18 protein-coding genes are annotated in these 23,235 nt (G+C 74.0%); 7 read left to right on the forward strand and 11 right to left on the reverse strand.

Going from position 1 to position 23,235, the window contains the following annotated elements; all coding sequences use genetic code 11:
- Nucleotides 1–39: 39 nt before the first annotated feature.
- Nucleotides 40–1,140, forward strand: coding sequence for a lytic polysaccharide monooxygenase (locus FHX31_RS21935; protein ID WP_151012805.1), 1,101 nt, complete (start codon nt 40–42; stop codon nt 1,138–1,140).
- A gap of 95 nt (nt 1,141–1,235) precedes the next feature.
- Here FHX31_RS21935 and hemQ read toward each other — a convergent pair whose 3' ends face one another.
- The 3 genes from hemQ to hemE are packed head-to-tail and all read right to left on the reverse strand — an operon-like array spanning nt 1,236 to nt 4,444.
- Nucleotides 1,236–1,937 carry a hydrogen peroxide-dependent heme synthase gene (gene hemQ, locus FHX31_RS21940; protein ID WP_013474527.1) on the reverse strand — a complete coding sequence of 234 codons (702 nt, stop codon included), beginning with the start codon at nt 1,935–1,937 and terminating at the stop codon, nt 1,236–1,238.
- A complete protein-coding gene (gene hemG, locus FHX31_RS21945; RefSeq protein ID WP_013474526.1) occupies nt 1,934–3,343 on the reverse strand; it encodes a protoporphyrinogen oxidase in 1,410 nt (469 codons plus the stop codon). The genes hemQ and hemG overlap by 4 nt, the downstream gene beginning before the upstream one ends.
- Nucleotides 3,344–3,352: 9 nt before the next feature.
- Nucleotides 3,353–4,444 (reverse strand): uroporphyrinogen decarboxylase, encoded by a 1,092-nt coding sequence (gene hemE, locus FHX31_RS21950; protein WP_041784164.1) that lies wholly within the window; start codon nt 4,442–4,444, stop codon nt 3,353–3,355.
- A 173-nt stretch (nt 4,445–4,617) separates the two neighbouring features.
- On the opposite strand from hemE, the gene FHX31_RS21955 reads away from it, so the two are divergent.
- Nucleotides 4,618–5,190, forward strand: coding sequence for a DUF3000 domain-containing protein (locus tag FHX31_RS21955; protein ID WP_013284819.1), 573 nt, complete (start codon nt 4,618–4,620; stop codon nt 5,188–5,190).
- Between the two features lie 69 nt (nt 5,191–5,259).
- On the opposite strand, the gene FHX31_RS21960 is transcribed toward FHX31_RS21955, so the two are convergent.
- Nucleotides 5,260–6,075 (reverse strand): hypothetical protein, encoded by an 816-nt coding sequence (locus FHX31_RS21960; protein ID WP_184977116.1) that lies wholly within the window; start codon nt 6,073–6,075, stop codon nt 5,260–5,262.
- A gap of 87 nt (nt 6,076–6,162) precedes the next feature.
- On the reverse strand, nt 6,163–7,695 hold the full coding sequence (locus tag FHX31_RS21965) for a trypsin-like peptidase domain-containing protein (RefSeq protein ID WP_184977117.1): 1,533 nt from the start codon (nt 7,693–7,695) through the stop codon (nt 6,163–6,165).
- Between the two features lie 232 nt (nt 7,696–7,927).
- Here FHX31_RS21965 and FHX31_RS21970 point away from each other — a divergent pair, with 232 nt between their 5' ends.
- From FHX31_RS21970 to FHX31_RS21985, 4 genes are all read left to right on the forward strand, one after another.
- Complete coding sequence (locus FHX31_RS21970; RefSeq protein WP_030274529.1) at nt 7,928–9,247, forward strand: ribonuclease D; 1,320 nt, start codon at nt 7,928–7,930, stop codon at nt 9,245–9,247.
- Between the two features lie 103 nt (nt 9,248–9,350).
- Complete coding sequence (locus tag FHX31_RS21975) at nt 9,351–10,547, forward strand: thiolase family protein (RefSeq protein ID WP_184977118.1); 1,197 nt, start codon at nt 9,351–9,353, stop codon at nt 10,545–10,547.
- Nucleotides 10,544–12,607 (forward strand): 3-hydroxyacyl-CoA dehydrogenase NAD-binding domain-containing protein, encoded by a 2,064-nt coding sequence (locus tag FHX31_RS21980; protein ID WP_013284814.1) that lies wholly within the window; start codon nt 10,544–10,546, stop codon nt 12,605–12,607. Before FHX31_RS21975 ends, FHX31_RS21980 begins: the two co-directional genes overlap by 4 nt.
- Nucleotides 12,608–12,795: 188 nt before the next feature.
- Complete coding sequence (locus FHX31_RS21985; protein ID WP_013474522.1) at nt 12,796–13,569, forward strand: hypothetical protein; 774 nt, start codon at nt 12,796–12,798, stop codon at nt 13,567–13,569.
- Nucleotides 13,570–13,626: 57 nt separating this feature from the next.
- Here the strand turns inward: FHX31_RS21985 and FHX31_RS21990 are convergent, their stop codons facing one another.
- The 4 genes from FHX31_RS21990 to FHX31_RS22005 all read right to left on the reverse strand — a co-directional run bounded on the left by FHX31_RS21990 (nt 13,627) and on the right by FHX31_RS22005 (nt 18,844).
- Nucleotides 13,627–14,013 carry a VOC family protein gene (locus FHX31_RS21990; RefSeq protein WP_013284812.1) on the reverse strand — a complete coding sequence of 129 codons (387 nt, stop codon included), beginning with the start codon at nt 14,011–14,013 and terminating at the stop codon, nt 13,627–13,629.
- A 244-nt stretch (nt 14,014–14,257) separates the two neighbouring features.
- Nucleotides 14,258–16,807, reverse strand: coding sequence for a malectin domain-containing carbohydrate-binding protein (locus FHX31_RS21995; RefSeq protein ID WP_184977119.1), 2,550 nt, complete (start codon nt 16,805–16,807; stop codon nt 14,258–14,260).
- 205 nt (nt 16,808–17,012) lie between these two features.
- Nucleotides 17,013–18,179, reverse strand: coding sequence for a sensor histidine kinase (locus FHX31_RS22000; RefSeq protein ID WP_369830064.1), 1,167 nt, complete (start codon nt 18,177–18,179; stop codon nt 17,013–17,015).
- Nucleotides 18,176–18,844 carry a response regulator transcription factor gene (locus FHX31_RS22005; protein ID WP_013284809.1) on the reverse strand — a complete coding sequence of 223 codons (669 nt, stop codon included), beginning with the start codon at nt 18,842–18,844 and terminating at the stop codon, nt 18,176–18,178. The genes FHX31_RS22000 and FHX31_RS22005 overlap by 4 nt, the downstream gene beginning before the upstream one ends.
- A 469-nt stretch (nt 18,845–19,313) precedes the next feature.
- On the opposite strand from FHX31_RS22005, the gene FHX31_RS22010 reads away from it, so the two are divergent.
- Nucleotides 19,314–20,627 carry a peptidase C39 family protein gene (locus FHX31_RS22010; RefSeq protein ID WP_262421056.1) on the forward strand — a complete coding sequence of 438 codons (1,314 nt, stop codon included), beginning with the start codon at nt 19,314–19,316 and terminating at the stop codon, nt 20,625–20,627.
- Here FHX31_RS22010 and FHX31_RS22015 read toward each other — a convergent pair whose 3' ends face one another.
- The gene (locus tag FHX31_RS22015; protein ID WP_184977121.1) at nt 20,628–21,920 is read right to left on the reverse strand and encodes an outer membrane protein assembly factor BamB family protein; all 1,293 of its coding nucleotides are present in this window, start codon (nt 21,918–21,920) and stop codon (nt 20,628–20,630) included.
- Nucleotides 21,917–23,173, reverse strand: coding sequence for an outer membrane protein assembly factor BamB family protein (locus tag FHX31_RS22020; RefSeq protein WP_184977122.1), 1,257 nt, complete (start codon nt 23,171–23,173; stop codon nt 21,917–21,919). The genes FHX31_RS22015 and FHX31_RS22020 overlap by 4 nt, the downstream gene beginning before the upstream one ends.
- Nucleotides 23,174–23,235: the final 62 nt, after the last annotated feature.

Raw genomic sequence — 23,235 nt, forward strand, 5'->3', positions numbered from 1 at the left:
CGGGCGTCGTGCACCGACACCCCATCCCGGAGGCTTTCCATGTCCACTCCGTACCGCCGCCCGCTACCGCTCGCGGCGGCGATCCTCGGCGTCTGCGCGGTCGTCGCGGCGCTGCTCACCACCGCGTTCTCCGGCCCGGCCTCGGCGCACGGGTCGGTGGTCGACCCGGCGTCGCGCAGCTACAGCTGCTGGCAGCGTTGGGGCGGTGACTTCCAGAACCCGGCCATGGCCACCCAGGATCCGATGTGCTGGCAGGCGTGGCAGGCCGACCCGAACGCCATGTGGAACTGGAACGGCCTGTTCCGCGAGGGCGTGGCCGGCAACCACCAGGGCGCCATCCCCGACGGGCAGCTCTGCAGCGGCGGCCGCACCCAGAGCGGCCGGTACAACGCGCTCGACACCGTCGGCGCCTGGAAGACCGTGCCGGTCACCAACAACTTCCGGGTCAAGTTCTTCGACCAGGCCAGCCACGGCGCCGACTACATCCGGGTGTACGTGACCAAGCAGGGCTACAACGCGCTCACCTCGCCGCTGCGCTGGAGCGACCTGGAACTGGTCGGCCAGATCGGCAACACACCGGCCAGCCAGTGGACGCGTGAGGTGGACGGCGTGTCGATCCAGATCCCGGCGAACGCGCCGGGCCGCACCGGCCGGCACGTCGTCTACACGATCTGGCAGGCCAGCCACCTGGACCAGTCCTACTACCTGTGCAGCGACGTGGACTTCGGCGGGTCCGGCCCGACCACCCCGCCGACCAGCACGCCGCCCACCAGCACCCCGCCGACGAGCACGCCGCCCACCAGCCCGCCGCCGACCACGCCGAACCCGGCCGGTGGCTGCACCGCGACGTACGCGATCACCGGTTCGTGGGGTGGCGGTTTCCAGGCCGACGTGAAGGTGACGAACGGCAGCGGTTCGCCGATCCGCGGCTGGTCGGTGAGCTGGAACTACCAGAACGGCCAGCAGGTCAACTCGGCGTGGAACGCCTCTGTGACAACGAGCGGAACGCTCGTGACGGCACGCAACGTGGCCTACAACGGCTCGCTCGCGCCGGGTGCGAGCACCTCGTTCGGCTTCACCGGCTCGGCCAGTGCGACGAACCCGGTGCCCAGCATCGTGTCCTGCACGACGACCTCCTGACGACCGCCGTCCCGGTCGGGGCCCTGCTCGACACCGTCGCGGTGTTAAGCCGGGCCCCTTCCTCTACCGCAGGCGTTAAGAAGGTGCCCTTCCTTTCACACCAGGCAGTTGACGATGTCGGCGACCGAGCGGCGGCGGCCGGTGTAGAACGGGATCTCCTCCCGTACGTGCCGGCGGGCGCCGGAGGCCCGCAGGTCACGCATCAGGTCCACGATCCGGTGCAGCTCGTCGGCCTCGAATGCCAGCATCCACTCGTAGTCGCCGAGCGCGAACGAGGCGACCGTGTTGGCCCGCACGTCCGGGTAGCCCCGGGCCATCTTGCCGTGCTCGGCCAGCAGCTCGCGCCGCTCGGCGTCGGGCAGCAGGTACCACTCGTACGAGCGCACGAACGGGTAGACGCACAGGTAGGCGCGGGGCTCCTCGTCGTTCAGGAAAGCCGGGATGTGGCTCTTGTTGAACTCGGCCGGGCGGTGCAGCGCCATCTGCGACCAGACCGGGGTGAGGGCCCGGCCCAGCGTGGTCCGGCGGAACCGCAGGTACGCGTCCTGCAGCGCGTCGCTGGACGACGAGTGCCACCAGATCATCAGGTCGGCGTCGGCGCGCAGCCCGGCCACGTCGTACGTGCCCCGGATCGTGACGTCCTTGCCGGCCAGCTCGGTGAAGAGCGACTCGACCTCGTCGACGACGTTCTCCCGCAGCGACGGCAGCGGGCTGGTGGCCCGGTACACCGACCACATCGTGTAGCGGATGGTCTCGTTGAGCTCGCGCAGCCGCGCCGCGTTGGTCTGCTCGGTCATGCTGCCGATCCTTCCAGTGCCGTGATGATCTCTTCGGCCGCCGTCTCGCCGGAGCGGACGCACACCGGGATACCGACGCCGTCGTAACCGGCCCCGGCCACTGCAAGCGTCGGGTGGGCGGCGCGCAGCGCCGTCCGGACCGCCGCCACCCGGGCGGTGTGCCCGGGCGTGTACTGGGGCAGCGCGCCACCCCACCGCTGCACGTGCCGGGCCACCGGCACCGGCAGCGGCGCGCCCAGCACCGCCGACAGCTCCCGGTGCACCGTGTCGGCCAGGTCGTCGTCGGTGAGCTGCAGCGACGTCTCGTCGCCGTACCGGCCCACCGAGGCGCGCACCAGCGCCAGCCCGTCCGGCCGCCGCAGGTGCCCCCACTTGGTGGTGAAGAACGTGGACGCCTTGATCGTCAGCCCTTCGCCGGCCGGCACCAGGAAGCCGGACAGCTCCGGCAGGGCCGGCCCCGGCAGCGCGAGGGTGATCAGGGCGACGCTCGCGTAGTCGAGCGCGCCCACCGTGCCGGCCGCCTCGGGCGCGGCGGCGGCGAGCAGCCGGGCGGCCGGGCGGGCCGGCACCGCGAGCAGCACCGCGTCCGCCTCGACGTGCTCGGCGTCGCGGGTCGGCCCGACTGTGAGCCGCCAGCCGTCCGGGGTGCGGCGCAGCTCGCGTACCGCGGCGCCCCGGCGGATCGTCGCCCCGCTCGCCGTCGCCGCCGCCTCGACCAGCGTGCTCAGCCCACCGGCGAGCGTGCCGAAGACCGGTGCGCCGGGCGCGCGCGGCGCGGCGGCCTGCGCGGCGCGTACCGCACCGACCAGCGTGTGCTCGGCGCGGGCCGCGCGGGCCAGCGCCGGCATCGTGGTGACAAGCGACAGGTCGTCGGCCCGCCCGGCGTACACGCCGCCGAGCATCGGGTCGACCAGCCGCTCCACCACCGCGTCTCCGAGACGCTTGCGGACCAGCTCACCGACCGAGGTGTCCTCACCCTCGGCCAGCAGCGGGTGGCCCGCGTCGCGGTCGGCGTCCGCGGCCGGCGGCGCGACCGCCGCCACCTTGTCCAGATCCCCGGGTACGCCGACGAGCGTGCCGCCCGGGACCTGGCGCAACGTGCCGTCGACGAGCAGGGCCGCCTGCCCGACGGTCGGGTGCACGATCGACGCGTCCAGTCCGAGGCGGCGGGCCAGCGTCACCGCCGCCGACTCGCCACCGGCCGGGTCGCGCATCAGGAACGACTCCGCGCCGAACTCGACCGGGCCGCCGGCCAGCTCACCGGTGTGCAGCTTGCCGCCGAGGCGGCCGGACTGCTCGTACACGGTGATCTCGGTGCCCTCGGGGGCCCGGTCGCGCAACCGGACGGCGGCGGCCAGCCCGGTGATCCCGCCACCGACGATCGCCACCCGCCACGGTCGCACCACTGTCTCCTCCTAGCGCTCCGGTCGCGCGGTCAGCTCGTGCACCAGCGCGACCACCCGGGTCAGCACCTCGGGGTCGGTCTCCGGCAGGACGCCGTGACCGAGGTTGAACACGTGGCCGGGAGCGGCCCGGCCCTGCTCGACGATGCGCCGCACCTCGGCCTCCACCACCGGCCATCCGGCGAGCAGCACCGTCGGGTCGAGGTTGCCCTGCACCGCCTTGTCCGGCCCGATCCGGCCGGTGGCGACGTCGAGCGGCGTCCGCCAGTCCACGCCCACCACGTCGGCGCCGGCCTCGCCCATCGCGCCGAGCAGCTCGCCGGTGCCCACCCCGAAGTGGATCCGCGGCACACCGGCGTCGGCGAGCCCGCCCAGCACGTACGTCGAGTGCGGCAGCACGAAGCGGCGGTAGTCCGCCTCGGAGAGCGCGCCGGCCCACGAGTCGAACAGCTGCACCGCGGAGACCCCGGCGTCGATCTGCACCTGGAGGAACGCCAGCGTCACCTCGGCCAGCCGCGCGCACAGCGCGTGCCACAGCTCCGGGTCGCCGTACATCAGCGCCTTGGTCTTGGCGTGCGTACGCGACGGGCCGCCCTCGACCAGGTAGCTGGCGAGCGTGAACGGGGCGCCGGCGAAGCCGATCAGCGGGGTGTCGCCCAGCTCGACGACGAGCCGGCGGACCGCCTCGTCCACGTACGACACGTCGTCGCGGCCGATCGGGGTGATCCGCTCGACGTCGGCGGCGGTACGGACCGGCTCGGCCACCACCGGGCCGGTGCCGGGCACGATGTCCAGGTCGATGCCGGCCGCGGCGACCGGCACCACGATGTCGCTGAACAGGATCGCCGCGTCCACGCCGTGCCGGCGCACCGGCTGGAGCGTGATCTCGGTGACCAGGTCGGGCCGGCGGCAGGACTCCAGCATCGGCACGTTGGCCCGGATCTCCCGGTACTCCGGCAGCGACCGGCCGGCCTGGCGCATGAACCAGACCGGGGTGTGCGGGCCCGGCTCGCGCCGGCAGGCGCGGACGAAGGGCGAGTCGGCCGGCCCGCCGCGGCGGGGTTCTCCGTCTCGGGCGGCAGTGCCCGTGGTGTCGGTGGTCATCGCGGCAATCGTGCCACGCCCCCGGTGCGCGCCCGCGTTCACCGTCCGCATTTGTGACGTAGAAGGAAGGGCCCCCGCTTAACGCCTCCGGTAGCGGAAGGGCCCCTTCTTAACCGTCGATCACCCGGCGCGCCGTCGCGCGCCGCGCGGTGAGCGCGGCATAGGCTGCCCGCATGGCCCCCCCGATCGCGCTCCCGGAAACGTTCGCCCGCGCGGTCGCGGGGCTGCGATCGGCCACACCCCGACCGGAGATCATCCTGGAGGAGGTCGGCGCGCCGCAGCGGCTGGCCCCGTACGCGTTCGCGCTCTCCGCCGCCGTGATGCGCGACGACGACGAGGTGGCCACCGGCCGGCTGATCCTGCTGCACGACCCGGCCGGGCACGAGGCGTGGCAGGGCACGCTGCGGCTGGTCACATACGTCACCGCCGAACTGGAGGTCGACCTGGCCAGCGATCCGCTGCTGCCCGGTGTCGGCTGGACCTGGCTGACCGACGCGCTCGACGCGCAGGGCGCCGGGCACCGGGCGATCGGCGGCACAGTCACCCAGACGCTCTCCACCCGCTTCGGCGAGCTGGCCGGGCCGCCCGCCGCCGGTGACATCGAGATCCGCGCCTCCTGGACGCCGCTGCGCGCCGACCTGGGCCCGCACCTGCTCGGCTGGTGCACGCTGCTGGCCTCCACAGCCGGCCTGCCGCCGCCCGGCGTCACCGCGCTGCCCACCCGCCGCTCCGCCGGCGCCGCCTGACCGCACCCCGCCCGGGGACACACGAAAGGCCGCCCCGGACGAACCGGGACGGCCTTCGGTGGACGCCGGTCAGAGGTAGTTCTCGGCCTCGTCGCAGATCTTGTCCAGGCCCTTGCTGGCCGCCTCGAAGGCGGCCCGGTCGCCGCGCGACGCCGCCGCCATGGCCGTGGTCAGCTTGTCCAGGCAGTTCGCGATGACCTTCTTCTGCCGGGCCTGCTCGTCCCGGTCGTTCTTGGTGCCGGTCAGGTCCTGCTGGGTGTCCGACAGCCGCTCCTGGACCGCCTTCAGCTCACCCTTGAGCTTCTCCATCTCCTGCTGGTTCGCCGAGATCGTGCCGTCCCGCTGGCTGACCGTCTGCCGGGACTTGTCCAGCTCGCCGTTCGCGGAGACGTACAGGAACGTCATCACGCCGCCGAAGACGAACAGCAGCGCGGCGACGAGGCCGAGCACCAGCGCCGCCCACTTCCTGCCGCCGCCGGTGGCCGGCGGGGCACCCACCGGGCCGTACGGGCCGGGCGGCCCGGACATCGGCGGCGGCCCGAAGCCGGGGCCGGACACCGGCGGAGCCGACGCGGGCGGGACCGACATCGGCTGCGCGTAGCCGGGGGCGGAGACCGGCGGGACGGAGACCGGCGGCGCCGACATCGGCTGCGCCGGCGGGGGCACCGGGGCGGCGCCGGGCGCGTATCCCGGCTGTCCCGGCGTGGCGGGCTGGTATCCGCCGTACCCGGGGGCGCCGTCGGACACGGTGGGCTGGTGCAGCGTCGGCGCTGGCTGGTTCGGGTCGTACTGCTGGGGCGCGGGCCGGCTGCCGTACGGGTTGCCGTAGACCGTGCCCCCCGGCGCCGGGGGCGGGTTGTCGCCCCCGGCCGGTGGGTAGGACATGTCGTTCCTCCAGATGTGCTGGTCCCCCGCGGGGTGGCCCGATGGGCCGGGGTCGATGCGGTGCGGCCGGGCCGGTGCGGCCACCGGTCAGCAGAGCCGGAACCGGTCGCAGGCGGTCTTGATCGGCACCGCGAGCCCGATGCCCTCGGCGTTGCGGGCCTTGGCCGTGGCGATGCCGACGACCTCCTTCGAGCCGTTGATCACCGGGCCGCCGGAGTTGCCCGGGTTGATCGGCGCGTCGAACTGGATCACCGGGCCGCCGCCGCGCTCGTCCTCGCGGAACGCGCTGACCACGCCCGTGGTGACGCTGTCCTGCAACCCGAGCGGCGCGCCGACCACGATGATCTGCTGACCCGACCGCACCGGGTCGCGGGCCGCGACCAGCCCGGTGAACTTGGCGGTGGTCTGCAGCTGCGCCAGGTCCTTGTCCTTGTCGGTGGCGATGATGGTCGCCTCGAACCGCTGGTCCTTGCGCTCCAGGAACACCTTGCGCTCACCCGCGGTGAAGACCGACTCGACCACGTGGAAGTTCGTCAGCAGCGTGGTGCCGCCGCCGGACGGGGCCTTGCCGACGGCGAACGCCGTACCGGTGAACTGCCCGGCCCGCACCCGGAACACGCTCGGCAGCACCGCGCTGGCCACCGCCTCCGGGTTGAAGGCCGCGCCGGCCTTCTTCTCCAGGCTGCCGGCGCGCTGCTCCAGGCCGTCGAGCCGGCTGGCGTCCGTGCCCTGCCCCTCGGCCATCCGCTTGTCGGCGGCGGCGAGCCGGTCGTCGAGCCGGTAGATCTGGTACGCCTGCACGCCGGTGACCACCGTCAGCACGGCGGCAAGGGCCAGCGCCACCACCGCCACCCGGCTGCGCCGCGCCGGCTGCGCACCGAAGCCGGCCGGGCCGCCGACGAGGGCCGCCTGACCGGGGTACGCGGAACCGGGCTGGGACGGCGCCGACACCGGCTGCCCCGGGTAGGCGGGCGCGGACACCGGCTGGCCGGGGTACGACGGGCCGCTGCCGGACAGGCCCGGATACGACGGTGCGGCGGGCGCCCGGTCCGGGTACGACGACGAGCCCGGCCCGCCCGGATAGGACGGTGACGCGGCCGGCTGGCCCGGATAGGACGGTGACGCGGAGACCGGCTGGCCCGGATACGACGGTGACGCGGCCGGCTGGCCCGGGTACGCCGGGGCGGCGGACCGGGAGGTCTGCGCCGGTACGGCGCCGAAGGACGACGGCTGGGCCGGTGCGGAGCCGTAGGACGGCTGGCCCGGCGCGGAGCCGTAGGACGACCGGCCCGGCTCGGACGGCGTGGTGCCGTAGGACGGCTGGCCCGGCTGGGCCGTGGCGGGCGGGGTCGCGACGCCGGACGGGGCCGCGTAGGGCGTCGGCTGCGGCGTGCCGGCCGGGTCCGGGAGACCCGGGTAGCCGGCGGGCGGCTGGACGGCGGCCCGCGCCGGGTAGCCGGGGGTGCCGGCCCACTCGGATCCACCGGGGAACGATCCCGGCACCGGGGCCGAACCGGCGGGCGGGGTGAAGCGCGGCGGCAGCGGCCCCGGCCGGTCGGCTGCCGTGTCGCCGCCGCCGTGCCCCGGCACGTCGTCGCCGGTTCCGTACCCGCCTGTCATGCTCGACCGTCCTCCCCGTCGGCTTCGCCGACGCCCCCCGACTCGCTGCGGCACCCGTACGCCGTTCGCGGCTCGATGGACCGTACCGGCGGGAACGGGCTTTGTCTTCCCCCTTGTCCGACCCTCTCACGGCCCCGCAACCCGCACCTTTCCGGTCACCTGACGGCCATCGCGCCGACACACGCCGGACCGGCTGCGCACACCGGATCGTCCGGCCTACTAGGGTTGTCAGGTGACCGACGAACCACCCCTGCGCCGTCGGGCCGCCGAAAGCCGTACCGGGGAGGCGTCCGCCCAGCCGACGTCGGCCCTGCCGGAGCCGGCGGACGCGGGGTCCGAGACCGAACCGGGCGCGGCCGTCCCCCTGACCGCGCCGCGCGACGGCACGCCCGCCCCGGTGGCCACACCTGCCGAGTTGGACGAGGTCGTGGCCCGCTTCGCGGCCGGCACCGGCCCGGTGGCCCTCGATGCCGAACGCGCCTCCGGCTACCGCTACAGCCAGCGCGCCTACCTGGTGCAGCTGCGCCGCGGCGGCGCCGGCACCGCACTCATCGACCCCCTGCCGTTGCCCGACCTGTCCGCCCTGGACGCGGTGATCGCCGAGACCGAGTGGGTGCTGCACGCGGCCAGCCAGGATCTCGCCTGCCTGGCCGAGGTGGGGCTGCGCCCGCGCCGGTTGTTCGACACCGAACTGGCCGCCCGGCTGGCCGGTTTCGAGCGGGTCGGCCTGGCCGCGCTGACCGAACAGCTGCTCGGGTTCAGCCTGGAGAAGCACCACTCCGCCGCCGACTGGTCGAGCCGGCCGCTGCCGGAGTCCTGGCTGACGTACGCGGCGCTCGACGTCGAACTGCTCGTCGACCTGCGCGACTCGCTGGACGAGGAGTTGCAGCGGCAGGGCAAGTCGGGCTGGGCGGCGGAGGAGTTCGACGCGCTGGTGCGCAACGGCGCCTCGCCGCGCGTCCGCGCCGAGCCGTGGCGGCGCACGTCCGGCATCCACCGGGTACGCGGCGCGCGGGCCCAGGCCCGGGTGCGTTCCCTCTGGTACGCGCGGGACCAGATCGCCTCCCGCCGGGACGCCGCGCCGGGCCGGGTGCTGCCCGACTCGGCCATCGTGGCCGCCGCCGAACTGGACCCGAAGGACGAGAAGACGCTGCTCACGCTCCCCGGGTTCGGTGGGCGGTCGGTGCGCCGGCTGGCGCGTACCTGGCTGGCGGCGCTGGACGACGCGCGCCAGTTGCCGGACGACGCGCTGCCGGTGAGCCCGGCGGTGGAGGGTCCGCCTCCGCCGCACCGGTGGGCCGAACGCGACCCGGTGGCGGCCGGGCGGCTGGCCCGGGCCCGGGAGGTGGTGGTCGGCACCGCCGGGGCGCACCGGCTGCCGGCGGAGAACCTGATCGCGCCGGACTCGATCCGCCGGCTGGCGTGGCAGCCGCCCGCGGAGATCACCGACGAGACGGTCGCGGAGACGCTGCGCGGGTTCGGTGCCCGGGAGTGGCAGATCGGGCTGCTCCTGCCCGCGCTGACGGAGGCGTTGCACACCCCGCAGCAGTGACTCCCGCGGCCGGGGTGTGAGGTGGGCCACGCGGGGGGTGGTGCCACGTCTGGTTACTGGCGAGTAGCATCCGGGGAAATGCCCGTGCCGAGGGAGGCTCCAAGTGCCCCGTGAAGTCCGGGATGTCGTCTTCGTCGACGGCGTCCGTACCCCGTTCGGCAAGGCGGGTGGGATGTACGCCAACACCCGCGCCGACGATCTGGTGATCCGCTGCATCCGCGAGCTGATGCGCCGCAACCCGCAACTTCCGCCGGAGAAGGTGGAGGAGGTGGCCATCGCCGCCACCACCCAGATCGGTGACCAGGGCCTGACCATCGGCCGCACCGCCGCCCTGCTGGCCGGCCTGCCCAAGACCGTGCCCGGCTTCGCCATCGACCGGATGTGCGCCGGCGCGATGACCGCCGTCACCACCGTGGCCAGCGGCATCGCCGTGGGCGCGTACGACGTGGCCATCGCCGGCGGCGTCGAGCACATGGGCCGCCACCCGATGGGCGAGGGCGTCGACCCCAACCCGCGCATCGTCGCGGAGAAGCTCGTCGACCCGTCCGCCCTGGTGATGGGCTCCACCGCGGAGAACCTGCACGACCGCGTCCCGCACATCACCAAGGAGCGCACCGACGCGTTCGCGCTGGCCTCGCAGCAGAAGACCGCGAAGGCGTACGCCAACGGCAAGCTCCAGGGCGACCTGGTGCCGGTGGCGGTCCGCGACCCGGAGGCGGGCTGGGGCCTGGCCACAGTGGACGAGGCGCCCCGCGACACCTCGATGGAGAAGCTGGCCAGCCTGAAGACCCCGTTCCGGCCGCACGGCAAGGTCACCGCCGGTAACGCGGCCGGCCTGAACGACGGCGCCACCGCCGCGCTGCTGGTGGCCGAGGACACCGCCCGAGAGCTGGGCCTGCCGGTCGGCATGCGCCTGGTGTCGTTCGGCTTCGTCGGCGTCGAGCCCGAGGTGATGGGCGTCGGCCCGATCCCGTCGACCGAGAAGGCGCTGCGCATCGCCGGCCTGAGCATCGACGACATCGGCCTGTTCGAGCTGAACGAGGCGTTCGCGGTGCAGGTGCTCGCCTTCCTCGACCACTTCGGCATCGCCGACGACGACCCGCGGGTCAACCCGTGGGGCGGCGCGATCGCCATCGGTCACCCGCTCGCGTCCTCCGGCGTCCGGCTGATGACCCAGCTCGCCCGCCAGTTCGCCGAGCACCCCGAGGTCCGCTACGGCCTCACCGCCATGTGCATCGGCATCGGCATGGGCGGCACCGTGATCTGGGAGAACCCGCACTGGGAGGGTGGAGACAAGTGAGCCTCGCCGCACCGAACGAGGTCGTCACCAAGGCGCTGCTGCGCCAGGTGGCCGTACCTGGGCTGGACCGGCCCGCCGCCCTCATCACCCTGGACAACGGCTTCGACCACACCAAGCCGAACACCTTCGGCCCGGCCGGCCTGACCAGCCTGGACGAGGCGATCACCGCCGCGCTGTCGGCGGAGCCGGCGTTCATCGCGGTCACCGGCAAGCCGTACATCTTCTGCGTGGGCGCGGACATCACCAGCCTCCCGGCCCTGGAGAACCGCGAGCAGGCGCTGGAGATCGGCCGGCTGGGCCACCGGGTCTTCGCCCGGCTCAAGGACAGCGGCGTCCCCACCTTCGCGTTCGTCAACGGCGCGGCGATGGGCGGCGGCCTGGAGCTGGCGCTGCACTGCCACTACCGGACGCTGTCGGCGGGCGCGGCGGCCCTGGCGCTGCCCGAGGTCTCGCTCGGCCTCATCCCCGGCTGGGGCGGTACGCAGCTGCTGCCGAACCTGATCGGCATTCCGGCCGCGACGCAGGTGATCATCCAGAACCCGCTGATGCAGAACAAGATGCTCAAGCCGAAGCAGGCTGCCGAGATGGGCATCGCGGACGTGCTGCTGGAGCCGGCCGACTTCCTGGAGCGGTCGCTGGAGTGGGCCGCCGGCGTGGTCCGGGGCGAGGTCACCGTGACCCGTCCCGAGGTCGACAAGGACATGTGGGCGGGCGTGCTCTACTTCGCCCGGCAGACCCTCGACCAGCGGCTGCACGGCGCGGTCCCGTCCGCGTACAAGGCGCTGGACCTGCTGGAGACGGCGAAGGACGCCGACTTCGCCACCGGCACCGCGGCGGAGGACGAGGCCCTCGCGGACCTGGTCTTCTCCGAGGAACTGCGCAGCGGCCTGTACGCCTTCGACCTGGTGCAGCGGCGGGCCAAGCGCCCGGCCGGCGCGCCGGACAAGGGCCTGGCCCGTCCGGTCACCAAGGTGGGCATCGTCGGCGCCGGCCTGATGGCCAGCCAGCTCGCGCTGCTGTTCGCCCGGCGTCTTCAGGTGCCGGTCGTGATGACCGACCTGGATCAGTCCCGCGTGGACAAGGGCGTCGGCTACGTGCACACCCAGATCGAGAAGGCCGTCAGCAAGGGCCGGATGGACAAGGGCACCGCGGCCAAGCTGTACGGCCTGGTCAGCGGCTCGGTCGACAAGTCCGTCTTCGCCGACGCCGACTTCGTCATCGAGGCCGTGTTCGAGGACCTGGGCGTCAAGAAGCAGGTCTGGGCCGAGCTGGAGAAGATCGTCAAGCCGGAGGCGGTGCTCGCCACCAACACCAGCTCGCTGTCCATCACCGAGATGGCCGCCGAACTGGAGCACCCGGAGCGGGTGGTCGGCTTCCACTTCTTCAACCCGGTCGCGGTGCTGCCGCTGCTGGAGATCGTCCGCGGCGAGCGGACCGACGACGCCACGCTGGCCACCGCGTTCGCGGTCGGCAAGCAGCTCAGGAAGTCGTCGGTGCTGGTGAAGGACGCTCCGGCGTTCGTGGTGAACCGGCTGCTGACCCGCTTCCTCGGCACCGTGTTCGCCGCCGTCGACCAGGGCACCCCGCTGGACGTGGCGAACAGCGCGCTGGACCCGCTGGGTCTGCCGATGCGTCCGCTGGCGCTGCTCCAGCTCGTCGGGCCGGCCGTGGCGTACCACGTCGGCGGCACCCTGCACGAGGCGTTCCCGGACCGGTTCGGCGTCAGCGAGAACCTCAAGCGGATCGCCGACTCGGGCCAGCCGATCGTGGTCGACGACCAGATCAACGACGAGGTGGCGAAGCTGCTCGTGGTCGGCGACGAGCCGCTCACCGCCGAGCAGGTCCGGCAGAACGCGCTGGACGCGCTGGCGCAGGAGATCCGGCTCATGCTCGACGAGGGCGTCGTCGCCGAGGCGCAGGACATCGACCTGTGCATGATCCTCGGCGCCGGCTGGCCGTTCCACCTGGGCGGCGTCACGCCGTACCTGGACCGGACCGGCACCTCCGAGCGGGTGACCGGCAAGCGGTTCCTGCCGCACGGCGTGGCAAGCCTGCGCTGAGGCGACCGCAACGCATCGATCGCGGTGGTCGGGCTGTCCGTTCCGGACGGCCCGGCCACCGCGATCGGCGTCTGCGGCCCAGGTCACGGGTAGGTCGCGGTTTGGCGTCGCCGCCCTTGTGCGGACAGCGGGCTGTCGGTGGTGCTGGCTACCATCACGCGTCCAGTTTTCTCACAGGAGCTGCCTACATGTCCCAGCCGCCGTCCAGTCCCTACTCCGGCAACTACCCCTCCCCCCAGCAACAGCCCGGTGGCTACCAGCCGCCGCAGCAGCCGCAGTACGGCGGTGACTACCCGCAGGCTCCCCAGCAGCAGTACGGCGGCGACTACCCGCCGCAGCAGCCGCAGTACGGTGGCCAGCTCGGTGCGCCGGTCCCGCCGAAGAAGTCCGGCGTCGGCAAGGTCCTGCTGATCGTCCTCGCGGTGGTCCTGGTGCTCTGCGTCGGCGGCGGTGTCGCCGCCTACTTCGCCACGAAGGACACCGTCAACGAGGTGGTCACCGCCACCAAGACGCGGGTGGTCGAGCCGCAGACGCTCGGCGGCCGGGCCAAGGTCACCGACCCGCAGCTGCAGACCGCCGCGGCGCAGATGAAGTCCGAGCTCAGCAAGGACGTGCCGGACGCGACCAGCACCGTCGGCGCCTTCTACGGCGACCCGGCCAAGAAGGACCTGGTCATGATCGTCGCGGTGTCCGGCGTGATGGCGGACCCGAAGAAGGAGCTGGCCGACGCCACCGCGGCGGTCACCCCGGACCTGGCCACCAAGGACTTCAAGACTGTCGACGCGGGCCCGCTGGGCGGCGACGCCAAGTGCTCCGACGGCAAGGCGTCGGACGTGCCGGTGGCCGTCTGCATCTGGGCCGACCGGGGCAGCCTCGGCATGGTGGTCGTCTACTTCAAGTCCGCGGCCGAACTCCAGTCGGAGTTCGTGACGATGCGCGGCGAGATCGAGAAGCAGGACTGACACCCGTCACGCACCGGGCCCCCGCCGTGACGGCGGGGGCCCGGTGTCGTTTCCGGATCAGGCGGACGCGGCCCGCTCGGCAGGGCTCCGGCAGACGCAGAACTCGTTGCCCTCGGGGTCGGCGAGCACCACCCAGCCGGTCCCGTCCGGGCGGCGCCGGTCGGCCACCAGCGCGGCGCCGAGCTCGCGCAGCCGCGCCACCTCCTCGTCCCGGGTGCCCTCGGCCGGGTGCAGGTCGAGGTGGAACGCGCCCTTGCCGTGCCGCTCGTCCACCCGAACGAACAGCAGGTCGGGGCCGTGCCCGTCGGGTGCGGCGAGGACCGCCTCCGGGTCGCCCGGGTGGTCGTCGTCGGCGAGCCGGCGGTCGAGCACGCGTGCCCACCAGCCGGCCAGGGCGTACGGGTCGTCGGTTTCGACTGTCACGCAGTGGATCTGTGCACTCACTGTGCTTCCTCCTGTGGGGAGCGCGCCCCGGCGGAGTGGGAACGTCAGCGGGGAACGCGGGGCGCGGGACGGTTCACAACGAACATCGACCACACCCCCTTCCACCTCTCGGGCTGACCGGTTGATCATTCCACCGCCCGCGCCGCGCACACAACCCCGCTCGTGCAAGGAAGGGCCCCTTGTTAACAGCGAGGTGTTAACAAGGGCCCTTCCTCTACCGCAGGCGTTAAGAAGGGGCCCTTCCTTACGGGCCGACGAAGACCGCCTTCGCGCGCCAGTCGACGCCGTCGACCGCCGGGCCGCTGCGCACCGTGAACGTCCCCGACGGAGCGCCGTTCACCCAGTCGACGGCGGACAGGTCACCGGTGCTCCGGTTCACCTTGTAGAGCGTGGAGCCGGCCACGAAGACGGCGCCCGCGTCGGAGAACCCGCTCGCCCCGGCCACGGAGAACCGGTCGGCGCCGACCACGCCGCTGTCCGGCGTGAACCAGCGCCAGAACAGGCCGTTCTGCCCGGTCAGCGTGTAGTAGAGCCGACCACCGGTGTAGAACATGCCGGTCACGTTCGGGATCTCGGCGTAGAAGCCGGTGGTCGCGCCGACGTACGTCTGCCCCTCCGGACCCGAGTTGGTCACCACGGTGTCCCAGTACGGGTCGTGGTACGGGTCCACCAGCTCGGGCGTGCCGAACGTAGTGCCGTCGAACGTACGCCGCCACAGCGCGCCGCCGGTGCCGTAGAACAGCGTCCCGCCGACCCAGAACGCGTTGCGTGTGGCGGACCACGCGGTCTCGTCCGGGTTCGCCACCGGAGCGGGCGCGCCGACGCCGGTCAGCCCGTCGTACGAGCGGACCTGCACCTCCTCACCGGTGCCGGCCGGCGGAGGCCCGGTCTTGACGATCTCGACGGCGTCGACGAGCGGGTTCTCCTTGCCGTGACGGAACTCGATGTCGACGGTGCCGTCGCTGGTCACCGTGAACTCCCGCATGGTGCCCACGTTGTGCCCGACGCTGGCGGACAGGTCCAGGTCGTCGAGGACGACCGCGCCGTCCAGCGCCACGTCGAAGACGCGCGTGTTGGGCGCGGAGGTGCCGTCGTACCGGTTGGCCAGGTAGAGCCGCACGTGCACCTCGGTGCCGGCGGGCACCGGGAACTGCCAGAGCATCTCCGCGCCGCCGGCCGGGTCGTACCGCTCGTCGCTGTAGAGCGCGGCCGGGGTGCCGGCCGGCACCGTCGCGTCCAGGCTGCCGACCGTGTTGAAGCTGGAGGTCGAGCTGCCGGTGTTGTGGTACGGGCTGGGGCTGGAGCCGGTGTCGGCCGCCCAGTCCGGTCCGCCGTCGGCGGCGGCGACCACCGGGCCGCCGGCGTTCACCCGGTACAGCACGTTGGTCGGCTTCGGCAGGCCGGCCTGGTACACGTTGCCGGGCAGCGTCGCCGTGGTGGTCGGGTGCGGTGCCTTGCCACCGGCGAGCGGGAAGAACGCGATCCGCTCCCGGCGGTACTGGAAGTTGCCGATCCAGAGTGTGTCGCCGCCGACCCAGAGGCCGCTCGGGGTCACGAGCATCTCGGAGGCGCCGATGCCGCGCGGGTGCCGGCCCGGGTTCCAGGACAGCGGCAGGCCGTTGGCGGGGTCGAGCGCGGCGATGCTGGCCCGGCCGACCGCGCCGGCCCGGGCGTTGTCGGTTCCCGTGCTGTTGTTGAGCCAGCGGAGGTGGCCGCCGACGTAGACCGCCTGCTCGCTGATGCCGACGGACAGGAACGTGTCGCCGCCGCTGTAGTCGACCCAGGTCGGCTGGAGGCTGCTGCCGGTCGCGCCGGCCTCCCAGCGGGCCGCGGTGTCGCAGAGCGTCCCGCCGTACGGGGCGCCGGTGGTGACCACCACGAAGTAGCTGTTGTCCGGGGAGAACGCGACGTCGCGGACGTACGAGTCGAACGACTGCCACTTGCAGCGCGGCGTGTAGCGGGCCGTGTTCCAGTCCGCGACGGTGGCGGCGGTGGCACCCAGGTCGATCTTGACGATCTGGTCGTGCAGGACCCCGTCGGCCTTCTTGAAGTTGCCGATGACGACGAGCTGCGTGCCGTCCGGGGAGACGGCGAGCTTCTCCGCGCCCACGCCGGCCTTGGCGCCGCTGACGCCGTCCCAGTTGTGGTTCTCGGTCAGCGCCGTGGTGAGGTAGCTGTCGACCGCGCCGGTGGTGGCGTTGAGCGACGCGAGCCCGCCGCGCGGGTTGGGGTTGCCGGCCGTGGTGAAGATGCCGCCGACCAGCAGCCGGTCGCCGACGAGCGCGATGTCCTTGATCAGACCGTTGAACGCCGGCGGCGTGAAGCTGGTGACGACGGCACCGGTGGCGACGTCGAGCAGGGCCACCTTGCGCCGGGTCACGCCGTTGACGGTGTTGAACTTGCCGGCGACGAAGACCGTGCCCGCTGTGGGACCGGCGACGACCGCCGTCACCTCGTTGTCGAGCGTGGGCGCGAACGCGGTGTCCACCTGCCCGGTGGCCTTGTCGAAGGCGAGCAGGTAGTCGCGGGGGATGTCGACGTCGGAGTTGCGGTTCTGCACCCGGGTGAAGGAGCCGCCCGCGATGATCTTCGTACCGGCGTCGTGGATCGCGTCGACCGAGCCGTCCTGGACGTCGGGCGAGGCGGTGGAGGGGACGGTGTGGACCACTTTGTCGTGGCCGGGCGCGGCGACGGCTGCCGCGGGCGTGGCCGGCGAGAGGCCGGCGACGGTGAGGGCGCCGGCGGTGAGGACCGCGAGAAGACGGCGGCGGCGCGGGGCCGAGGGGTGGGTCACGGGCAGCTCCGGTGGGTGAGCAGGGTGAGGCGTCGCTGCGCTTACTCTCCGTTGATCCCCGGCTCCGCGTCCAGCGGGAGCGGCGCATTCTGCCCGACCACCGTGCCGCCGGGGGCCGACCACCGTCGGGTCCGGCCGGGACAGCCGAGGCCGGCCGCACGAAAAGGTGAGGCCGCCTCACCGGCCGGACGGGCCAGGTCGGCGGTCAGGTGGCCGCCGCCGGGTCGGCCGACGGAAGCGTGACTGTCACCTCGAGGCCGCCGCCGGGCTGGGCGACCGCCTTCACCGTGCCGCCGTGCGCGTCGCTGACGGCCCGCACGATCGACAGGCCGAGACCGGAGCCGCGCGCGCCGGTGCGTTCCTGGCCGCCGCGCCGGAACGGCTCGAACAGCCCGGGTACGTCGGCCGGGGCGACCTCGAAGCCGGTGTTCCCCACGACCAGCCAGGACCGTTCCCCGTCGGTGCCGGTGCGTATCCAGATCCGGCCGTGCAGGTGGTTGTAGCGGACCGCGTTCTCCACCAGGTTGCCGGCGAGCCGGTCGAGCAGGCCGGGGTCGCCGACCACCGGCGCCGGGCGCAGCGAGGTGTGCACCTTCAGGCCGATGCGCTCCACCTCCCGGGAGACTGCTGACAGCGCGTTGGCGGTGCCGATGGCGAGGTCCGACTCGGCGCGCCGGGCGAGCCGCCGGCCGGTCTGCGCCTCGCTGCGCGCCAGCACCAGCAGCGCGTCGACCAGGCCGTTGGCGCGTTCGGAGGCGTCGCGCACCACGCCGGCCATGCGGCGGTACTCGGCGAGGTCGGCGTCGTCGTCGCTGAGCGTCACGTCGATTTCGGTACGCATCACCGCCAGCGGCGTCCGCAGCTCGTGCGAGGCGTTCGCGACGAACCGTTTCTGCGCCTCGAAGGCACCGCTGATCCGGTCGAGCATGGCGTCGAACGTCTCGGCCAGCTCGGCCACCTCGTCGTCGGCGCCGGACCAGCCGATCCGCTCGTCGAGCGTGGCCTCACCGAGGCGGCGGGCGGTGGCGGTGACCTGGTGCAGCGGGCGCAGCGCCCGGCCGGCCACCAGGTACGCCCCGGCCACACCGACCACGCTGATCGCCACCAGCGCGAGCAGACCCTTGACCAGCAGTTCCTGGGACGCGGCGTCCACCAGTTGCCGCTGCCACTGCCCGGCGTCGAGCGTGCGCCCGTCGGTGAGCACCACAGTGGTGCCCGGTAGCAGCTCGTCGGTGGGGCGCAGCGCGTCGCGGACCAGCAGCCAGGCCAGCAGCACCAGGATCGCCCCCGCGCCGACCAGCAGCACGCCGTTGAGCAGGGTCAGCCGAAGCCGCAGCGTCGGCCGCACCCGGCGGGCGCTCCGCGCGCTCACTGCCGTACCCCGCCGATGCGGTAGCCCGCGCCCACGACGGTGTCGATGAGGGGCGGGTCGCCGAGCTTCTTGCGCAGTGTCATCACGGTGACGCGGACGATCGTGGTGAACGGGTCGGTGTTGGCGTCCCAGACCCGCTCCAGCAGCTCCTCGCTGGACACCACCGCGCCGCGCGCCTTGAGCAGCTCGGCGAGCACGCCGAACTCCTTGTTGGTGAGGTCGAGCGGCACGCCGCCCCGGCTCACCACCCGGCGGGCCGGGTCGAGCACCAGATCGGCCACCTCCAGCACCGGCGGCGCGGCCGGGGTGGCGCGGCGGCCGAGCGCCTGCACCCGGGCCACCAGCTCGTCGAACGCGAACGGCTTGGCCAGGTAGTCGTCGGCGCCGAGCTGCAACCCCTCGACCCGGTCGGCGACGGTGACGCTGGCGGTCAGCATCAGCACCCGGGTCAGCGCGCCGGAGGCGGCCAGGTCGGCGCAGATCCGGTCGCCGTGCACGCCGGGCAGGTCGCGGTCCAGGATCACCACGTCGTAGCGGGTGACGAACGCCGCCTCGTGCCCGGCGTCGCCGTCGTAGGCGACGTCGACAGCCATCCCGCGCTTGCGCAGCCCGCGCGCGATCGCGTCGGCGAGGTTGCGCTCGTCCTCGACCACCAGTACCCGCATCCCGGCCTCCCACCTCGTGACCCCTGACAACCTAGTGCGGCAGGCAAAACCCGCCGCCGGAGGAGCCGACCCCCGAGACGCCCGCCGACGAGCGCACCGCCGGGGAGCGCGGGTGGTGCGCTCGGGCCACCTCGCCCCGCCTGGAGCCCCGAGTGGTGACTCTTCGTAACGCTGACACCTTTTCACCGGTGCGTCACGCACCGTGATGGCCGCTCACCCGGCCAAACCGGACAGCCGGCGAGCCGAATCTCCTTGACCAGGCGAAACGGCGAAGCGGTCCCCGGCGGCGAAGATACCCCTCCGCGCCCTTTGCTCTGCAGCCTCATGCGTAGCGGTAGCCGTACGTCACGGATGCGTCGGTGGCTGCAGAGCAAAGGGCACGCGGGGGACCATGCCGCTGATGCGCTGCGGCTACGGTCGGTGACAGCACGGCGGGAGGGCCGGCCGCGTGCGGCGGCACGGGCCGCCGTTGCAGAAAACCTTCGGGTACGCGATGCTCGGCGGCGATGATCGACAAGCGCAGCAGGCACAGGTCACGGCCGCGCCGGGCGGGTTCCCGATGAGCGGCCGCGACATCGCGTACCGCCGGTTCCGCTTCCCGGCGGACCGGGACCGGGGTCGTGCGGACGGGCTGCGCGCCGGGCCGGACGGCCTGACGCTCGACGGCTCGGCCGGCCGGGTCACGCACACCGATCCGCACTCCGGGACCACGGCCGGGTACGCCGCCGGCACCTGGACCTCCCCCGTGACGGCCGTCGGCTTCACCGTCACCGAACTGGTGCCCTCGTGGACCGCCGACACCCCGCCCGGCTGCTGGCTGCGGGTCGAAATGCGCGGCTGGGCCGACGGCACGGCCGCCACCGGCTGGTACGAGCTGGGCCACTGGGCCGCCGACGACAGCGCCGTGCACCGCGCCTCAGTACCCGGGCAGGAGGACGACCGGGCGCGGGTCGCCGCCGACACGCTGCGGGTGACCGGCGCGACGGTGACCGGCTGGCAGGTCCGGGTGACCCTGCTCCGACGGCTCGACGCGGCCGCCGGCCCGGTGCTGCGCACCGTGGGCGTGGTCGCCTCGACCGACCCGCCCGGCGGCGCGGAGGCCGCCCCCGCGGAGGCCGCCCGCGCTGAGGCCGCCCCCGCGGAGGCCGGCAGCGCGGAGGCCGGCGACGCGTGGGGGCGCGTGCTGGACGTGCCGCGCTACGCGCAGCGGCTGCACGCCGCCGGGGAGACCCGCTGGGGTGGCGGCGGCGACTCCTGGTGCAGCCCCACCTGCGTGTCGATGGTGCTCGACTTCTGGGGCACCGGACCCACAGCGGACCGGTACGCCTGGGTGGCGCCGCCCGGCCCGCGTCCGCAGGTGGTGCACGCCGCCCGGCACTGCTACGACCACGCCTTCGGCGGGCCGGGCAACTGGCCGTTCAACACGGCGTACGCGGCGACGCACGGGGTGGACGCCTTCGTCACCCGGCTGCGCTCGCTGGCCGAGGCGGAACGGTTCGTGGCCGCCGGCATCCCGCTGATCGTCTCGGCCGCGTTCACCGCCGGTCAGGTGCCCGGACTGGACTACGACACCCGGGGACACCTCATGGTGCTGGCCGGCTTCACCGCCGAGGGCGACCCGGTGCTCAACGACCCGTACGCCCCGGACGACGAGCGGGTCCGCCGCACCGTGCCGCGCGGGCCGTTCGAGAGCGCCTGGCAGGCGGGCAGCGGCGGGATCGCGTACGTGCTGCGGCCCGAGTCGACGCCGCTGCCGCCGCCTCCGGCGCAGGCCAACTGGTGATCAGCGACCGACCGGCCAGATCGCCATGCCGCCGGTCGGTCGCAGGCACACCAGTTCCGTACCCGTGTCCGCGCACTCGGACCAGGCGCCGGGCAGGATCCCCCGGATCCGTACCTGCCCGGCCGCCACGTCGAGCGCGCCGACGAGCGTCCGGTCCTCGGTGAGCGTGCGCAGCCCTAGTAGCGGCCCGGACGGGAGGTCGTTGCCGGAGACGCGCCAGCGCCCCAGCCGGGCCAGCACGCGGCCGGTCGGCGGGTCGAGCGCCGACAGTTCCAGTTCCTCCCCGACCCCGCGCTCGGCGGCGATCAGCCGGTCGCCTACCGGGCCCATCCCCAGCCAGCGCTCGTCCGACCAGGCCGGACGGCCGGTGGCCGGGTCGAGGGCCTGCGCACCGCCCACCTGGTCGCGCAGGCACACCATCCCGGCACAGTCGGCGAACCAGAGCCCGGCGCGGGAGCCGACCGGCAGGCTCCATCGCTCGTCGAGCCGGTCCAGCCCGTACCCGGTGACCGTGCCCCGGGCGTCCTCGACCAGCAGGAGGTCGGCCACCACCTGCGCGTACCGGTAGGCGGCGCGATCGGCCGCGGGCGCCACCCGCCCGGTGTGCGCGACCGCGCCGGAGTCCGCGTCGTACACGGTCACCCGGCCCTGCGCGGTGACCAGGACGAGCTGCGTCACCCCGTGGTCGTCGCGGCGGTATCCCACCTCCTGGCCCGGCACGGGCAGCGTCCACCGCACCTCGCCGGAGGCCGGGTCCACGGCCCGCACGGTGCCCGCACCTGGTGGGCGGGGGTTCTCCAGCAGCAGCCCGCCCGATGCGGTCCGGACCGGGTAGCCGGGATGCCGCCAGCGCAGCGTACCGGTGGCCGGGTCGAGCATGGCCGACACGGAGTCGCCGTCCCCGGCCGGGCTGCTCGTCACCAGCAGTCCCCCGGCCACGGCGGTGAGGCCGAGCACGTGGTCGCCGTCGGTGAGCGCGAACCGCCACACCGGTTCCCCACCGGGCAGCCGGTAGGCGGCGACCACCCGGCCACCCCGGCCGATCGCGCCCGGGCCGTCGGCCACCACCACCCGATCCGCCAGGACCACGAACGCCGCGCCCTGCGGGGCGGGCACCCGGATCGGCTCGGGCCGTCGCGACGGCCCGGCGGCGGCTGTGACCACGAGCAGCACCAGGCACCCGAGCACTGCCACCCGCGCCGTGCGGCCCGGCGGCCGGCGGGGCGGTGCGTCGGCCGGGTCGTCGGCGGACTCGCCGTGCCGCATCTCCCCCAGCTCGATCACCGGGCTCACGTCAGCCGCCGCACCATGTAGTCGCCGCCGGGCCGGCGGCAGACCAGAAGCGTCATGCCGGTGGTGCAGTCGGTGCCGGTGAGCGTGCCCCGGATCGTGGGCGGATCGCCGGACAGGCCCACCTCGGCCAGGAGCCGGCTGCCGCCGCCCAGCGGCCGTGTCGCCAGCAGCGGGCCGCCCGACTCGTGCTGCGGAACCAGGGTCCAGCCGCGCAGGTCGGCGATCAGCCGCCCGTCGTCCTGGTCGAGCACCGCCAGGCCGCCGTCGGCGTCGGTGTCGGGGGTACCGACGAGGAACCGGCCGCCGCGCGCCGCCGCCACGCTCGCCCACCGGTCCACGCTCCAGCGCACGGCGCCGGTCGCCGGGTCGAGCGCGGTCATCCCGCCGGTTGGCCCGACGGCGCAGAGCAGGGCGCCGCAGCTTTCGACGTGGCCGATGAGTTTCCGCGCGACGGTCCAGCGCGGCCGGAGCGTGTCCAGGTCGTACGCCTCGATGGCCCCGTCGCCGTCGCGGAACTCCAGCAGCAGTCCGCGGGCGAGCTGCAACCGGCGCGGGCCGGGCCGTCGTACCGGGTCCAGATCACGGGCCACCAGCCGCGCGCCGGTGCGCGCGTCCACGACCACCGTCTGCCCGGTCGCCGGGGACAACACCATGCGTACCGGCCCGGTCGGTTCGACGTCGAAACCCAGCGCGCCCGTCATCGGCGCCGTCCACACCGTACGGCCGTCGGCCGGGTCCACCTCCATGATCGACGTACTGGTGTCGGATGTGGCCGACTGCATCAGCAGCACCCGGCCCACAGCGAACGCGATTCCGGGCCGGCGCCAGACGTCCGCGCCGGTGGCCGCGTCGTACGTCACCGTCTGCCAGTCCGTGTTGTCGACGCTCCGGCCGGCCACGATCACCCGGCCGTCCTGCTCCCACACCGACACGGCGGTGCCCACGCCGGGCAGCGGGCTGCGCCACCGCTCCCGGTCGCCCCGGTACGCGAGGAGTTCCCGCCCGCTGACGGCTCCTGCGCGGTCCGGCCGCACCACGTACACCACGTCGCCGGAGACGAACACGGCCGATCCCAGCCCGCCGGGCAGCGTCCACTCGACCGGGCCTCGCGGCGGCGTCGCGGCGGTGAGCGTGAGCAGCGCCACCAGCAGCACCACGAGAAGGCGGAACGGCCGTCCGACGGCACGCGGAGGGCGGGGCGCCGGGCCTGGCGGGGCGTCGTCGCGCAGCTCCCCCAGATCGATGACGGTCACGACCATCCTCTCCCGCGCGCCGAGCCGCCGCCCGACCGTGACCGGCCGTGTGACGAACCGCC

This window comes from Micromonospora sp. CNZ286 (genome assembly GCF_014207755.1).